This window comes from Cellulomonas sp. HD19AZ1 (assembly GCF_004535805.1).
Lineage (GTDB): Bacteria > Actinomycetota > Actinomycetes > Actinomycetales > Cellulomonadaceae > Cellulomonas > Cellulomonas iranensis.
Genome location: NZ_SPHX01000009.1, coordinates 43246 through 58278 on the forward strand (window position 1 = coordinate 43246; position 15033 = coordinate 58278).

General features: G+C 70.7%; 14 protein-coding genes and 1 pseudogene. 2 read left to right on the top strand and 13 right to left on the bottom strand.

Features of this window, described 5'->3' with window-relative positions:
• Positions 1–175: 175 nt before the first annotated feature.
• On the bottom strand, positions 176–703 hold the full coding sequence (locus E4A51_RS18065) for a hypothetical protein (RefSeq protein WP_134852590.1): 528 nt from the start codon (positions 701–703) through the stop codon (positions 176–178).
• A gap of 254 nt (positions 704–957) precedes the next feature.
• Between E4A51_RS18065 and E4A51_RS18070 the strand changes: the two genes are divergently transcribed.
• The gene (locus tag E4A51_RS18070; protein WP_134852591.1) at positions 958–1599 is read left to right on the top strand and encodes a hypothetical protein; all 642 of its coding nucleotides are present in this window, start codon (positions 958–960) and stop codon (positions 1597–1599) included.
• 52 nt (positions 1600–1651) lie between these two features.
• Here E4A51_RS18070 and E4A51_RS18075 read toward each other — a convergent pair whose 3' ends face one another.
• Entirely contained in the window at positions 1652–1963 is a 312-nt protein-coding gene (locus E4A51_RS18075) for a M23 family metallopeptidase (protein ID WP_134852592.1), read from the bottom strand.
• 96 nt (positions 1964–2059) lie between these two features.
• On the opposite strand from E4A51_RS18075, the gene E4A51_RS18080 reads away from it, so the two are divergent.
• Positions 2060–2851 carry a hypothetical protein gene (locus tag E4A51_RS18080; protein ID WP_134852593.1) on the top strand — a complete coding sequence of 264 codons (792 nt, stop codon included), beginning with the start codon at positions 2060–2062 and terminating at the stop codon, positions 2849–2851.
• A gap of 469 nt (positions 2852–3320) precedes the next feature.
• Here E4A51_RS18080 and E4A51_RS18085 read toward each other — a convergent pair whose 3' ends face one another.
• The 11 genes and pseudogenes from E4A51_RS18085 to E4A51_RS18620 all read right to left on the bottom strand — a co-directional run.
• Positions 3321–4493 carry a M23 family metallopeptidase gene (locus E4A51_RS18085; RefSeq protein ID WP_134852594.1) on the bottom strand — a complete coding sequence of 391 codons (1173 nt, stop codon included), beginning with the start codon at positions 4491–4493 and terminating at the stop codon, positions 3321–3323.
• Positions 4490–5038: a hypothetical protein gene (locus E4A51_RS18090; RefSeq protein WP_134852595.1), complete on the bottom strand. Its 549-nt coding sequence runs from the start codon at positions 5036–5038 to the stop codon at positions 4490–4492. Before E4A51_RS18090 ends, E4A51_RS18085 begins: the two co-directional genes overlap by 4 nt.
• Before the next feature lie 20 nt (positions 5039–5058).
• Positions 5059–5784, bottom strand: coding sequence for a hypothetical protein (locus tag E4A51_RS18095; RefSeq protein ID WP_134852596.1), 726 nt, complete (start codon positions 5782–5784; stop codon positions 5059–5061).
• Positions 5781–7523, bottom strand: a complete 1743-nt coding sequence (locus E4A51_RS18100) for a type IV secretory system conjugative DNA transfer family protein (protein WP_134852597.1) — start codon at positions 7521–7523, stop codon at positions 5781–5783. The genes E4A51_RS18095 and E4A51_RS18100 overlap by 4 nt, the downstream gene beginning before the upstream one ends.
• The gene (locus E4A51_RS18105; RefSeq protein WP_134852598.1) at positions 7520–8968 is read right to left on the bottom strand and encodes an ATP/GTP-binding protein; all 1449 of its coding nucleotides are present in this window, start codon (positions 8966–8968) and stop codon (positions 7520–7522) included. The genes E4A51_RS18100 and E4A51_RS18105 overlap by 4 nt, the downstream gene beginning before the upstream one ends.
• Positions 8969–8983: 15 nt before the next feature.
• Positions 8984–10630, bottom strand: a complete 1647-nt coding sequence (locus tag E4A51_RS18110; protein ID WP_134852599.1) for a hypothetical protein — start codon at positions 10628–10630, stop codon at positions 8984–8986.
• The gene (locus E4A51_RS18115) at positions 10627–12207 is read right to left on the bottom strand and encodes a hypothetical protein (protein ID WP_134852600.1); all 1581 of its coding nucleotides are present in this window, start codon (positions 12205–12207) and stop codon (positions 10627–10629) included. Before E4A51_RS18115 ends, E4A51_RS18110 begins: the two co-directional genes overlap by 4 nt.
• Positions 12201–12875, bottom strand: coding sequence for a hypothetical protein (locus tag E4A51_RS18120; protein WP_134852554.1), 675 nt, complete (start codon positions 12873–12875; stop codon positions 12201–12203). Before E4A51_RS18120 ends, E4A51_RS18115 begins: the two co-directional genes overlap by 7 nt.
• Positions 12875–13207 (bottom strand): hypothetical protein, encoded by a 333-nt coding sequence (locus E4A51_RS18125; protein ID WP_134852555.1) that lies wholly within the window; start codon positions 13205–13207, stop codon positions 12875–12877. Before E4A51_RS18125 ends, E4A51_RS18120 begins: the two co-directional genes overlap by 1 nt.
• Positions 13207–14367: a ParA family protein gene (locus E4A51_RS18130; RefSeq protein ID WP_134852556.1), complete on the bottom strand. Its 1161-nt coding sequence runs from the start codon at positions 14365–14367 to the stop codon at positions 13207–13209. Before E4A51_RS18130 ends, E4A51_RS18125 begins: the two co-directional genes overlap by 1 nt.
• A gap of 123 nt (positions 14368–14490) precedes the next feature.
• Positions 14491–15033, bottom strand: a pseudogene (locus E4A51_RS18620) (hypothetical protein); the annotation flags it as partial.

A 15033-nucleotide genomic window follows, 5' to 3' on the forward strand; every position in this document is an offset into this window, starting at 1 on the left:
ATTCATGCTGATCGGCGCGGGCATGCTGTACACCGCTGCCGACGGCAGTCTCGTGGGGCGTTGTCTTGCGGGCCTCTCGTTGGCTGCTGCTCTGGCGTTCTCTGCTTGGCTCGCGCGGGCGCGGGCGCGGGCGAGCCAAGGCCGGGTGCGCGAGGGTCACGCTTCCTGACGACGATCAGTCTGGCGCTGAGTCCCCCTGGAGGGCGTGCCTGCATGCCGTTCGTAGTTCTCGCATTGACGCGTACAGCGGCTTAGCGACGCTGGCAGGAACTTTCGCATCAGCCTCGCCATTCCAGTCCGTCTCGAACCACCAGCCCAGGCTCTCCGTCGCTTCGACGAACTTCACCCATGCCCTTTGCACGGCATCGGGCGCGATGAGCTCGATGCGAATACCGACCTCATCCAGTGGGGTGAGAGACATCGGTGGGCCTGCGGGCTTTGGGGATGCGTCGTAGCCGTTGTAGCTGTCGCCCACCCAAAACCGGTTGAGCTTCCGTTCGAGGTGTCTGACGTGTGCAAGCGCGTCGACAAAGAGGGTGATTCTCTCGCGGCGTCGGTCTTCTGCACGTTCCGTCTGGTGCCGATCCGCCGCGAGCTGGGCTGCCTGCGCGCGCCCCTTCGCGGCGGTCGCAAGAGTCGCGCCGATTCCGGCCAGAGCCACCAATCCGGTGATGACGGGGGCCACCCAGGTCGTCAGATCCACCGACCCAGGGTGGCAGAGATCAGGGCGGAGAAGCCTCGCCGACGTCGTCGGCGCATGCGCGGCTGCGGGCGCGGTGGAACGAGCCCTCTCGTCGGGTCGGTGCCCCTCCGATGATACCGATAACCGTTATTATGTCACCAATCCGCTGTCCGACATCGTATTGACGTCCTACACGTGGTAGCGTCGGGCATGCCGACCCACTACCGCGTTGGTGCCCCCGAGGGCAGGCCCATGCCCCATCCCAGGAGACCGCGATGACGAACACGATCACGCCCGTCTATCCGTCGACCCTGCAGGCCGATGAACTGTCGCGGCGCCAGGTGGCCGAGATGCTCCAGACGACTGCGCGCAGCGTCGAGAAGCTCACAGCTTCCGGCTACCTCCCGGACCTGAGAGCCGGCCGCGTGCTCTCGCTGGCCCGACGCCCGTTCCTGTACACCGACGGTGTCCAGCCCGTCCTGCGCCAGGCGGTGGCGCAGATCGACCCCGACGGGGAGCGCGACTACATCGGCGAGGGCGCGATGCTGACCGATGCCCAGCAGCTCGACGCCGACCGGCGGTGGTGGCGATGCGACGCCGAGCAGGTGGTGGCCGCCGGGCTCCTGCCCGTGACGCTCGCAGGCTTCGTCGTCACCGTGCTGAAGATCATCGACACCGAGACCCAGGTCCGCCGAGTCATCCCCGGACGTGGTGCGCAGACGACCACCGTCGAGGTGCGCTACGCCTTCAGCGCGAGCATCGCCGGCCGTAGCCGAGCGCTCGGCGAGCCTGAGCGCGACTACCTCGCGCCCGACCTGAGCGACCAGGAGCGAGACACCGTCCAGGTGATGCTCGGGGGGCGGTCGTCCGCACGCAGCGGCGGACCCTTCGCCTACCTGCCGCAGATCGGCGCCTGAGGCCGCGTGTCCACCGCGGCAGGCGCCGCGGTGGACACGCGGAGGGCCAGCTCTAGAACGTGATGCCCCGGTCAGCGAGGAACGTCTTGGGGTCGATCGGCTTGCCGTCGATCACGACCTCGAAGTGCAGGTGCGGCCCGGTCGCCTTCCCCGACATGCCGACGGCCGCGATCTGCTGGCCCGCGGTGACGCGCTGGCCCGGCCTCACGAAGATCCCGCTGGGGTCCGAGTGCAGGTAGCGGATGACGCCGCCGCCGCCGTGATCGATCACGACCCACTGCAGACCGTTCGCGTTGCTGCCCGCGGCGCCCGCCTTGACGACCAGCCCGTCGGCGCGACCCCTCCCTAACGTGCAGCGCCTCATCGCAATGGCCAGGCGAGCCGCCGTGTGTCGGTCCTGATGCTGCCGCGTGGGGTGATTCACCCGCAGCAGACGGCATCTGCGTGGGACGCTGACGCCATGAGCGCGGATCTCGCGGCGTCGGTGGCCGCCGTCGCGGCTGTGGCGGCGGCCCTGCTGGTCGCATGGCAATCATGGGAGACCCGCCGGGCGGCTGACGCATCCTCCCGGGGCCTAAAGACGGCGAACGACGCTCTCGTCGTCGCGCTACGACAGGCCGACGAGGCCGTTCGTGCACGCATCGACGCCGCCACCCCGTCGATCGGTGTGTTTCTCGACGAGGTCGATTGGCCCCCCCTGGAGCCATCCGCCTTCGCCGGCGGTTCACCGAACCAGCTGCGCCGAGGCTTGGCGCCCGAGTCGCTGTTCCTGCCACGAGACCGAGGCCGGCTCATCATGGTGCGGGCCGGCGTCCGGATCGTGAACGACTCGCACCGCCATGTGCGCATGAACGTGTTCGGGCTGATCGAGAAGGACGACGGCGTGACGCCGATCCCCTCACCCGTGCTCCTCGGCCCTGGTCGGACGATCGAAGCCTGGTGCGCGTGCACGCACACGCTCGCCGAATGGATCGACGTCTACCAGCGCCGAGAGCTCGGCGACGCCGCCGACGAGGTCGTAGCTGCCGTGCACTACAACGACCCCGCCGACACCGGCGCGTCCGACCGCTGGGACTTGGCCATCGGCGGCGTACCGATCGCCCCCACCGCCGAGACGCAGGGTGGCTGGCAGATCATCCCCGGTCCGGAGCCAGCGCCCGGCGCCGTCGCGGCTATCGGCACAGGGGATGTCGTGCTGCGTCACCGGCGCTACTACCTGTCGAAGAGCCGTGGCGAGGAGATCACGACCTGACGCCAGCCCTTGAGGCAGGGGTCGGTCACCACGAATCGCGCGAGCTTCCCCCTGGGCTTTACCGTTTGGAAAGGCGCAGAGTCCCTTTCAGTCGCAGCACCCGACATTTCCTCGATGCTCTTTAGTGTATAATAGCGGTTGTGCCCAGTTTGCTGGCACGACCACCTATCAGAGCGTTGGAGAGCAGCATGAACAAATGGTTAGAGCGATGGCTACAGGCGGCACAGGTAGCAAAGGGGGGTGTTGTCAGGCGGCACCGGTTCCACGTCGATAAATACAGTTCAATCGAAGAGGTGATAGCGGTTGCGACCAGGCGTGGTTTCCATGTCATCGAGTCGGGCGAGCAGGTCCTCATCGTGTGCAACCAGGGTCTGCTCAAGGTCCACTGCTAGCACCCTGGCACCAGACACCTGAGGGGCTCCACTCGATCGCGAGTGGAGCCCCTCAGGCGTCTGGCGCCCGAACAGCGCTAGAACGTGATGCCCCGCTCCTCGAGGAAGGGCAACGGGTTGACGGGCTTCCCGTCGATGACGACCTCGAAGTGCAGGTGCGGTCCTGTCGTCTTCCCGGACATGCCCACGGCCGCGATCTGCTGGCCCGCTGTGACGCGCTGGCCCGGCTTGACGAAGATGCCTCCAGGGTCCGAGTGCAGGTAGCGGGTGACGACGCCGCCACCGTGGTCGATCACGACCCACTGCAGCCCGTTCGCGTTGCTGCCCGCGGCGCCCGCCTTGACGACCAGCCCGTCGGCGGCCGCGAAGAACGGCGTCCCCCGTGCGGCCGAGATGTCCATCCCGGCGTGCAGCTTCCACACGTTGTCGACGGGGTGGAACCGCATCCCGAACGGCGAGGTGAGCTTCTTGTAGTTGGTGATCGGCTTGGTCCAGCCGTCGGCCGTGACGGGGCCGTTCGACACCGGCGCCGCGCACGGCCCGCCGGAGGTGTTCGAGACGTCGACGCCGGTCAGCGCCTGTACGAGGACCCCCGACTTCTCCCAGTGCTTGTCGTACGCGTCCGGGTACGCCGACCGCTGGACCGCCTGAGCCGCTGCCGCGGGCCGCATCTGCTGCCAGCCGTCGATCTTGACCAGCGCGTCGAAGAACCGGCCGGCGGTGTAGGACGGGTTGAGCAGGTTGGTGATCCGCTCGGTCCAGCTGCCCTGGCCTCCCCAGCCGGCCGACGGGCGGCCCTGGAACAGGCCGATCGAGTCCCAGTCGCCAGGTGCCACGCCGTCGTTCGGGTAGTTCACCGACGACGCGACGAACGGCTGGATCGCCGCCCACTGCGCGGCCGTCATGACGGTGGTCCTGGCCGGGTAGCGGAACTTCCCCGCGTTGGCGAGGTTGCGCAGCCCGGACTCCTGCAGCGCGGTGATGATGCCGACGCGCGCGCCCTGGGCCCCCAGGCCCCGCTGGTTCGCGATCGACACGATCACCGCGGCGTTGCGGACCTGGACGTCGGTGAAGCCGTCGACCGCCGGCAGGTCACCGACGACGACGAGTTCGCCCTGGGCGCCATCGCCGCGGGGCTGGCACACGGCCATGAGGGTCCCGAGCGTCGAGCCGAGCACGCTCATGCCGAAGAACGCGGCACCTCCCAGGAGCAGGACGACGACCAGGACGGCCGCGATGACCTTCTTCACCGCTCGCTCCCCTCGGGCGGGGCAGGTGTGAGCGATGCGACGAGCCACGGGGCGCCGGCCTCGGCGCGCACGAGCTGCACGTCGTGATCCCCCGCGTCGGTCCGCACCCTGACCACGGCGCTCGTCGCGGTCCCTTCGACGACCGTGCCTGGCCCCGTGATCTCGGTGGCCGGCACGGTCGTCGGGTCGGTCCAGACGTAGCCCTCTGCGGCCGACGGGGTGAGGAAGCCCTGCACACCTGCGAGCCACGCAGCGGCGTCGAGCTCGGGGCGCGCCCAGGCCCTGACGAACCCTTCCGCCCGGGCGGCGGCGTCGATCGCCGCCCGCTCGTCCCACGTCGGCAGCTCCGGCGCCTCGACCTCCAGGTCGTCGTGTCCGTCCTCGTCGTGGCCCTCTTCGTCGAGCGGAGCCTCGCTGGCGTGATCACCGTCCGGACCGATGTCGGTTGCTCGTGCCGCAGGAGTCGCCGGGGCCGGCGACGAGGAGGGCGACGTCGTGGCCTCTCCGGTCGAGCACGCCGCGAGCGTCAGCACGACGACAGCCACCAGTCCTGCCACCCACCGGTTCACAGCTGCTCCTCTTCCCGCTCGTCGGCGACCTCGACGTCGTCTTCGTCGACCTCGGGCGCGACCTCGTCGACCCATGCCACGAACGTGGCCGGGTCGTGCTTGGGGCTGCGTGTCGGGTCCGTGTGCCCGTCCTTGCAGTTGTTGAAGACGCGCATCGCCTTCAAGGTCGCGAACACCGGCTCGAACGCGCGGGTGTGCCAGTCGACCAGCGCGAACGACGGCACCTGGACCTTTGCTGAGTAGGTCGCCCAGTGGGCGACCATCAGCGCTGTCAGGAGCTCGACGGCGATCGGGTGTCGCCACCAGCACCGTGCGAGCTCGTACGTGTCGCTCGACAGCGCGATCAGGTAGCGCTGCTCGAGCCAGGCGACCCACTCCCCCAGCTTCAGCCACAGGTCGCGAAGTGCCGCCCCCGTGAGCTTGTCCCAGGCCCATGGCCCGCCGGGGGCCGCCTCGAGCAGGCTCAGGATCGCGTCGATCGCCTCCTGGTGCTCCTCCAGCTTCGGCAGCAGCCCGCTCTGCTCGCCGACGATGAGCTCGGTGAGCGAAGCCACGTCGCGCAGGGCCTGGGCGACGTCTGCGGCCAGCAGGACCGGGTCGAACTCCACCTGCCCTGGCGGTGCCTGGGCAGGTGGCCCGTCACCGAACGGCCCCCCAAGCGGCACGCCGTCGTACAGGGCTCCGTCGTCGGCCGGCGTGCCCGGCCAGCCGGCGGCGGTCATGACGCCGCCTCGGCGAGGTCGTTCTCGTGCTCGTTCGTCGCCTGTGCGATGAGGTCGTCGGCCGAGATGGTCGCGCCCAGCCCCTCACGCCGCAGCACGGAGGCCAGGGACGCCTCGAAGTCGCGCCGGTCCTTGCGCTCCCACCACGGCACGAGCGTGGCCACGGCTGGAGCGGCCGCGCGGTAGAGCATGAACGCCTTGCCCATGCCGATCGTGCGGATCGCCTCGGGTGCCATGAGGGGCTGCCGCTCCCACGAGTGCTGTACCGAGCCCTGGGCGCTTCCCCCGGTGCCCGTCGACGACGAGACGCGCTCGACCAGGTGCTCTCCGGCCAGCGCGGACAGCTCTCGCAGGTGGTCGACGTCCTTGCAGCCGGCCAGCATCACGAACACCGACGCGGAGTCCAGGATCGTCTTGGCGTCGTCCTGGCCGTAGCGCTGGGCGAGCTGGCGGCGGGACTGCACGAAGACCCAGGTCAGAACGCCGCGGCCACCACCGTCCGACATGAGCGAAGCGAGGTCGCGCACGGGCGCGACGTTCGCCACCTCGTCCAGGATCAGCGAGATCGGCGGGTCGATGCGACCGGTTGCCGTGTGCCCGGCGGCGAGGCGCGCGCGGCGCTCGACAGCGGTCACCAGGGCCGTGATGATCGGCGCGGAGAGAGACGTCTTGCCCGAACGCGACAGCAGGTAGAGCGTGTCGCGCGTCGTGTGGAACCGCGTGGGGTCGAACCCCTCCCCCGGGCGCGGGCAGACCGAGTCGAGCACGGCCGGCAGACCGAAGGCCTTCAGCACGAGACCGAGCGACATGTCGGTGCTCGAGACGGTCTCGCGGGCCTCACCCCGGCAGAACTTGGCGAGGTCGTCCACCCACCCCTTGACGCCGCCTCCGCGCTCGCGCAGCAGGTCGTACGGTTCATCGAGCGAGAAGTCGCGCGCCCACCGCACGACGTCGCGCATGTTGCCGCCGGGCTTGAGCGCGGCCGCGTGCAGCAGGCACCGCAGCACGGTGTCGGCGGCCTCCTGGAAGAACGACGCGTTGCGTCCGTCCCCCAGGTCGCGGGACCCCACCAGCGCGCCCGCGCGCTCTGCGGCCTCCTCGGGGACCTCGCAGCCGGTGACCATGTCCCACTGGATGCGGTTCGGCCACAGGGACACGCCCTCGGGGTCGAAGACGTGCACCGTGCCGACCCTCTCGCGGATGCCGGCGGTCAGACGCAGGACGTCAGGCTTCGTCGACGTCGAGACCACGGCCCCGGGCGCGTCGACGATCAGCGGGATCGCCAGGTACATCGTCTTGCCGATGCGCGGCGGGGCGACCACGGCGCCGTTGTCCTCGTTGCGCAGGGTGAGGGCTTGGCCGTCGAGGTAGGCGAAGGGCCTCAGCGCGCTCTCCTCCGCGGAGCCAGCCATCTCTCGTCGGAGCGCGCGACCCCCGGCCATCTGCCCGGGCGTGCTGACGGCGCGCGCTCGGCGGCGCCGGACGTCGACGACGACCGCGGTCACGATGGCCAGGACGAACAGAGCAGCACCGACCCCGGCGGTCGACGAGGTCGCGTGAGGGGTCTCGGGAGCGGGGTCGCCGCTGCCCAGGGTGGCCTTGAGGACGTCGAGGCCGCTGACCGGATCCAGGAGGTCGGTTCCGAGCGTGACGGCCGCGGCGATGTGCCACGCCACCACCGCGGTCAGCAGCACAGCCGTCGCGAGGCCGTAGTAGCGCAGGTTCTCCTTGGTGGTCACGCCTGCCCCCGGCCGTTCTCGGTCATCGCCTCATCGGTGTTGGTGACCGCGATCTCCCACGGCGTCCGGACGTGCCGTACGCGCACCTCGGCGTTCGACCCGACCTTGTAGAGGTGGTCGCCGGTCGTCAGGGACCCGAGCGAGCCGCCCGCGCTGCTCTCGAGGTTGAACGCCTCGATCGAGGCGGCCTGATCCTCGGCCCGCGACTGCCGGAACACGTGCACGGTCTGCGCCTCCTGGATGATCGCGTACGCCGGCGAGCTCTTCGGGATGTCCGCGAGCTTGTGGATGTTCGTGATCATCGAGACGCCGAGCCCGCGGGCGAGCTTGATGAGCGAGCGCCACAGGGCACCGTTCGCTCCGCCGATGAGGTCCCAGCCCTCCTCGGCCAGGACGTTGGTGAACCACCCGCGCCGGCGGCGCAGGACGCCCATCAGCCACATGTTCGCCGCCGCCACGACCATGGGCGCAGCCGGCCCCGTCGCCGGCAGTTGCGAGATGTCGAACGAGGTGAGGCGGTCAGACAGATCGATGGCCTTGCTCGTCTCGCCGTCGAAGAGGCCCGAGAACTCCTCGAGCAATCCCGAGAGGACGAACATCACGGTCGCGGCCGACTGGTGCAGCCGCTCCCGGGCGGCGGGGGACAGCTCGTCCCGAGTCGTGTGCACGCGCGGCAGCTGGGCGGCGAGGTCGACCAACGTCGGAGCACGACCCGCGCTCTCCCCCCACGTCATGGTCATCCGCAGAGCGCGCCGCAGCGCCTCCATCTCCCAGTCGTCGAGCCCTCGCCCAGCGACGGTCTCTGCGACGGCCCGCAGGAGGTCGAGCGTGCGCCCCAGCCCAGCACCGAGCACGATCGCCGGATCGAGCAGGTTGATGATCGACCGCTTCTCGCTGCCGTCCAGCGAGAAGAAGATCGGCGTGGAACCGTTGCGCTCGACCAGGCTGGTGTACTCCCCGCGCCCGCCCTGGTCCTTCTTGTCGAACACCACGACGCGCCGCCGGCGCAGCGGGAGCACGCGCAGCACGCACACGGTCTTGGTCAGGGAGGACTTCCCGGCACCGACGTCGCCAACCACCACGACGTTGGGGGACGAGATCAGCCCCTTCTGGTAGGCGGTGAACGGGTCGCCCGCGACGAGGGTGCGCGAGAGGCGGTCCTCGCCGATGACTACGCCCTCCTCGTCGGTCGGAGCCGCGATCGCAGCCGTGTTCAGAACCTCCGCCTGGCGCGTCGACGTCGGTGCGCCGCGGTGCGCGGGGGCATAGAAGCCGCGCCCCGCTCGCCACTTGCTGACGCGAAGCTCGGCGCCCTGGGCGAGCCACGGGCCGAACTCCACGGTGCTGGTCGCGTCGACGTCGTCGGTCGGGTCGTCGTTCACGACGGGGGTCGCTGTCTGGCGCGCGCGGCGGGCAGGGGCCTCGGGTGCCTTGGTGGGTGTCATGTCGCCTCCGCTTGTTCAGTCGCGTGCGGTGCGCCGCTCGAAGCGGTCGCCCCAGCTCGTCTTCGGGGGTCGCAGGCCGCGCCCGATCGGCCACGTCAGGCCGGACGCAGCCGGCTGGTAGGAGTCGAACCACTCGAGCTGCTCGATGCCGAGGCTGTTGTCGAACGCCTCGCTCATCTGGCGGCGTGCCTGGGCGAGAGCCTCGGGCGTGCGCGCCGAGACGGTCACGTGGATGAGGTACTCCACCCCGGCATGGCCGGTGCCCGGCGCGAGGTCTGCTCGTCGTCTCTTCGCCGCGTTGAGCCGTACGACGGTGTCCTCGTCGACCAGACGGCCCTTGTCCCTGTCGCTGAGCTGCTGCGCCTGGTCGGAGGTGACGTCCTGGCGAGCGCTGCGCTTCGCCTGACCGGTGGGCACCACGACTCGGGTGATCGAGACCGTGCGGATGATCGGCAGCCGCATGTTCGTCAGCACCGGCAGCAGCCACAGCAGCGTGCGGGGTCCGGTGGCGATCGACGCTGGTACCGCCTGGGCCGTCGCGTGGTACCAGTCCGCGGCGTGACCGTCCGGACCAGGCGCGCTCACGTGATGCGCCTTCGGCGCCGGGTCCGACGCCATCCCGAAGAGCGTCGGATCGACGTCGGCGGCCTGATCGATGGGCCAGTCGGGGTGCTGCATGTTCCGGATCACCGCGGCCGTCTGACGCGCTGTCAGGACGTCGACCCGACCTTCGCCGGCGGCCTGCAGGCGCCGCCGGATCGACGCGATCTCGTCCGCCATGAGCTCGCGCCAGCCGTCCCGCCCTGGGCCCTTGGTCGCGGCGGCCGCCGCGAACCGTGCGTCGTTGCGCCAGGTCACGATGACGTAGTGACGCGAGATCATCGCGCCGCGGGACATCTGACGCAGCAGGGCGTCGTACGAGCGGACGGCCTCGATGTGTCCGGTGTAGGCGCGTCGTGCCCGACGGGCCGTCTCGTCGTCGCCAGTCACGCGCTCCGGGAGCGGCGCGAGCTGCGACCGCACCCACGCCTCGTGGCGAGCAGAGTCCGGGGGCAGCACCCGTGTGAGGGTCTGCACGCCGGACGCCAGCGACGACAGCTTGCCCAGCGACGCCTGGAACCGCCCGAACAGCTCGCCGGCCTGGTCGACGGCTCGTGACGACTGGATGCCGCGCAGCTGCCCCGTCACCGCGAAGCACACCGAGAAGTACTCGCTCTCCCCACGGGGGGCGTGCCACGCGACGCCCGGGTGCGAGGCCCGCATGTCCAGCCACCCCATGCCGTCCGCGCCGGGGGGCATCTGTCGCAGAGCAGCCAGCGCGCGGATGACCGCCTTGCGCTCGCTGCGATCGGTGTTGCTCGCGAGCCGCTCCCACTCGGCTGCGTCGTACGGGCGGTACACGTCCGTCCCCCGCTTGGCCGCGTCTCTCAGGCGAGCGCGGGCGACGTGCTGCGTCCAGAGCGTGTTCTCCCCCGTCGTCGCAACCAGCACCGCGATGATGAGGCAGACGGTGATCACCGCGCCGGGGATGTGGAGCGACAACGTCAGGAAGCCGCCCACGATGCAGGCGGCAACCAGCCCGACCTTCCTCTGACGGCTCATCCCGGCGCCGAGCAGGCCGCGGCCGCCGGTCTCCCCTCCGAGCACTGACAGCCGTGTCACTGGCTTCCCTCCTGAGCTGACTGCATGTCTGAAGCGGCCATGTCGCCGGCTGCTCCGCCGGCCTCCACGACCTTGGACGTGGCCTCGAGTGCGGCGGCGGCAACCAGCGTCGGGATCCCGACGACCGCGCCGACCCCAGTCGCGCTCTCCGCGGCGCCCGCGGCCGCGGCCGCCTCGGCGGCCTCACCCGCGGCGGCTGCGCTCGAAGCGCCTTCTGCGCCCGCGGACGCACCGCCCGCGGCCTGGGCTGCCTCCGAGGTGCTGGAGGCGCCGATCGGTGCGCCGGCAGACGCGCCGTCGGGGCCCCCTGGCATCGCACCCGGAGTCGCCTCAGCGCTCTCACCAGCGCCTGGTGCATCAGCACCCAGGGGCGACCCCTCACCGGCATTCGACTCCCCGGCGCCCCCGCCGGTGCCGGCGTCCGCGCCGCTTGGATCGTCCGTGACGCTCGCGTTCATCGCTTCCGCCTCGAGCGGGCCAGGGTCTCCGCCCGCTCCGTTCGCCCCGGGTGCTCCCGGGCCGTTCGACCCGGCAGCGGGCTCTGGAGGTTCGCCTGCGAAGTCGTCGTCGGCCGCGTTCCCGTCGGCGACCGTTCGCAGGTCGCCGGCGCCGAACCGCGAGCCGCCTCCGCCGCCTCCGACGCCGAGCGAGGGCATCGACTGGCCGGCGGTCGTCGGCAGGACGGGAGCGAACTTGAACAGCAGGGCCGGCGAGAACGCCGTGATGATCAGCACGATGAACGCGGCGATGCCGTTCGTCAGCAGGACGATGCCGGGGTCGCCGGACATCGGGACGATGCTGCCGATGTAGGCGAACGAGGCCGCCATCATGAAGATCATCAGCGGGTGGGCAGCGTTCAGGCCCAGCCAGGTGAACGCCAAGCGTGTCGCGATGACCCGGCGTGCGGGGTCGTCGGTGATCCAGACCCAGCCCAGCGGGAAGATCACGCCCGACAGGTAGAGGGCGACCATCGCGACGATGAGCATGACGACGACGGCCGTCATGGCGAAGAGCATGCCGACGAGCAAGAAGATGGCGAACAGCGTGCCGCCGGGGATGTCGATCCAGTCGCCCCGGATGATCGCGAGGAGGCTGGTGAGCGCGCCCTCGCTCGTCGTGCTGAAGAGGCCCACCAGTCCCTCGCTCAGCGCGTGGAAGATGCCGACGATCCACCACGCCACGGCGGGACCCCACATGGCACCACCGATGAAGGTCAGTGATCGGGTCGTCAGCAGCTCGATCAGATCCCCGCCCGACATCCGGCCGCGCGCCGCGGCCAGCAGCCGGGAGAGCACGATCACGAGCCACACCAGGACCGCGAGGCCGAAGGCGAGGGCGTACTGGTTGAGGAACCACTCGGCCGTCAGATCGGGCTTGGTCGCGCTCATCAGCCAGGGCAGCAGCCGGCTCACCAGGCCGTCGAGCGCGTCCTGGACCTTCCCCAACGACCACGCGAGCGGATCCGCCGCGAACGAGATGCCCTCGACGACCCCGGACGCCGGGCCGGTGACCGCATCCCAGATGTCCCCGATGGTGTCTCCGATCGCTCCAGGCACAACAGCCGCGTGCATCAGCAACCCCCCTCGTACCGCTGCCCCAGCAGCCGGAGGTCGGACGCGTCACGCGTCGGGACCATCCGCTGCAGCTGCCACCCGGGCGCGCCCTGCACCAAGGTGAAGGTCTGAGCGCCGCTCTGAGTCGTCCCGTCGTCGAAGACACGGGTCGCGGATACCGAGACGACCGTGGCGACTCCTGTGGACGCCTCGATGTAGAAGTGCGCGTCCTCGGTGCTGACGTGCCAGTCATCTGCAGACGCCCCTTCGCGCGCCTGCTCGACGGCCGCCTCTAACGTCTTCTTCAGCTGGGGGTCCGCGTCAGGCGCGAGGATGCTCGCCACCGTCGTCGCCAGCTCGTCGGCCTGGTCCGCGGTCGGATCCGTGCCCAACCACCGGAACAGGTCAGCAGCGAACGCGGCCGCACCCGCGTCGCTCAGCTCGGCGACACGCTGTGCCTCGAGGACCGAAGCGTTCGTGACGTCGCGCCCCGCCTGACATCCCGCGACGCTGCTGGCCGTCGTCGTCGCGGGCACGGACGACTCGCCCGCCGTGGGGCCGCTGCTGGCAGGGGACTCTCCCCTGACCAGCAGCGGCGCGACCACAACGGCCACCGCTGCCAGCACTGCGACTGCCGAGATGCACCCGACAGCGATCCATACGCCCCTGCGCTGGCGTGGCTCAGTCGTCATCAGCCGGCGATGTAGAAGACCACGGTGACGAGCACGCCGAAGGCCACCGAGAGCCCGAGCGCGATGGACGAGATCTTCAGCGCCTCCTGCCCCTGCTTGTGCGCGTGGGGGTTGTCACTTGTCGACCGCAGCTTCAGGATCGAGCCCAGGCAGAACACGAGGCAGCCAATGATCACGAGTCCCCAGAACGCCGCGAAGGCGCTCCTCCACCAGGTGTCGAAGGGACCACCGAACGAGAACGACGGCCCCAGTCCGTTGATCGGGCTCTCGATGGCGATGATGCGGCCGTCCTGTGCGGCGGTGCCGATGACGGTGTGGATCGTGCTGTTCATCAGTGGGTCCTTCCGAGGTTGAGGTGGGGCAGGAGGTTGCTGGCGCACGTCACGACCTGGGCCGTGGCGCGCACCCACGCGCGCTGGGACGCCTGCGACAGACGACCCAGCGAGATCTCGTTGCCCGCAGCGATGTGCGGGTCGAACGGCACGTCGACGACGGCACCGAGCTCGAGCTCGTCCAGCGCGCCGCGCAGGCGTGCCGCCTCCTTGGCGTCGACGGAGCGGCCGTCGTCGGTGACGATCACGACCGCGTTGTCGGCCAGGAGCTCGCCGCGCGGCAGCTCGCCGCGGACGCGGTAGAGCGTGTCGATCAGGGAGACGACGGAGCCCGTGGACAGCACCGTGGGAAGCACCAGCACGTCGGCTCCGTCGATGCACTGCAGGAAGGCCGAGGCCTCCGGGTTGTTGCCCGTGTCGACGACGTTGATCGCGTAGTACTGGTCGAGCAGACGCCGCAGCGCGCGCACGTGGCTCTCGTCCAGGGTGGTGCGGTCGCTGATCGAGCCGAGGACCGCGGCGCCGGACGACTGCAGCTGCGTGAACCACGCGAGGTTGGCCGCTGTGCGGATCCTGGCGAACTCGGCGAGCAGCTCGCTGATGCCGCGCACCGACTCCTGGGATCGCTCCGCGCGCAGCGCGAGCGTCCCGGCCGCGTCGGCTCCCTCGAGGGCGACCACACCGCCCGTCCTGACGTACGCCAGCACGCCGGCGAGCAGCAGGCACGTGGGCGTCTTGCCGACGCCCCCCTTCTTGTTGGCGACGAGCACGCTGAACGGGCCCGGCCACTGGAACCGGCGGATGACCTCGAGGTCCGCCTGGTACGCGCGTTCAGCCTTCCCCGCTCCGGGGCGCAGGAGACCGCCGCTCGACCGCCGCAGGACGGCTCGCGCCCCCCACTGGGCGGGCTCGACGACCGGCGCACCCTCCGACGTCTGCAGCAGCTGGGCCCGTGCTGCGCCCAGGCGTCGCCGACTCTCCGCGAGGTCGCTCCCCGCGGCCCGGGACGCCGGTTCGGGCGACACCGGCGCCGACGGTGCGCTCGGCGTGGTCGCCCACCCCGAGTCGTCCGCGAAGCTCTTGACGCGGTCCGCGCCCTGGAACAGCTCGTCCCCGAGGTTGAGGCCCTGCGAGCCCCACCCCTCGCTCGTGTCAGACATGCGTACACCCCTCACTTCTCCTGCTGACGCCCGGCCGCTCAGCGCGCGCGGCCCCCTGTGCGCCCGATCGGACAGATCTCGGACGACGCGCTCGGGCGTCGACCGCGCTGGTCATGACGGCCATCACGGGACCGTCGCCGTGCTCGTGGCCACCAGGCCGTCGACCGACGCCGTCCAGGTGTGCGAGCCAGCCGGAAGACCGGTGAGCGTCCCGCTGAAGGTCCCGGAGCCGACCCCGACCGTGATCGAGGAGCCGGCGATCGTCACGACCACGGGGCCGGTGACCCCACCGGTCGTGACGCTGACCGTGACCGTGCCTGGGCTACCCGAGTCCCACGAGACCCGGCCCGGCCTGATGAACCGCTCGGTGCTCGGCGCCTGCTCGACGGGCCTGGCCGGTGCCGCCGGCGGCGCCTCAGCCCCTGCAGATGGCCGGTCCGCGCTCCGCGGCGCCTTGCCGGACCCGCGCTCGGCGGCCGCCTGCTCTGCCGCCCGGGCGGCGGCTGCCTGCTCGGCGGCCGCCTGCTCGGCCGCCGCTCGCTCGGCGGCCGCCTGCTCGGCCGCGACGCGTTCCGCCTCAGCCTGCTGCCACGCTTCCTTGGAGCTCACGACCTGCTTGACCGCCACGACCACGCTCGAGCTCCAGAACGACCAGTCGTCCGGCCC

Coding starts and splice junctions, on each gene's coding strand:
- E4A51_RS18120 (WP_134852554.1), bottom strand. CDS start 12,875: ATGACGACTGAGCCACGCCAGCGCAGGGGCGTATGGATCGCTGTCGGG.
- E4A51_RS18125 (WP_134852555.1), bottom strand. CDS start 13,207: ATGAACAGCACGATCCACACCGTCATCGGCACCGCCGCACAGGACGGC.
- E4A51_RS18070 (WP_134852591.1), top strand. CDS start 958: ATGACGAACACGATCACGCCCGTCTATCCGTCGACCCTGCAGGCCGAT.
- E4A51_RS18095 (WP_134852596.1), bottom strand. CDS start 5,784: ATGACCGCCGCCGGCTGGCCGGGCACGCCGGCCGACGACGGAGCCCTG.
- E4A51_RS18080 (WP_134852593.1), top strand. CDS start 2,060: ATGAGCGCGGATCTCGCGGCGTCGGTGGCCGCCGTCGCGGCTGTGGCG.
- E4A51_RS18075 (WP_134852592.1), bottom strand. CDS start 1,963: ATGAGGCGCTGCACGTTAGGGAGGGGTCGCGCCGACGGGCTGGTCGTC.
- E4A51_RS18105 (WP_134852598.1), bottom strand. CDS start 8,968: ATGACACCCACCAAGGCACCCGAGGCCCCTGCCCGCCGCGCGCGCCAG.
- E4A51_RS18130 (WP_134852556.1), bottom strand. CDS start 14,367: ATGTCTGACACGAGCGAGGGGTGGGGCTCGCAGGGCCTCAACCTCGGG.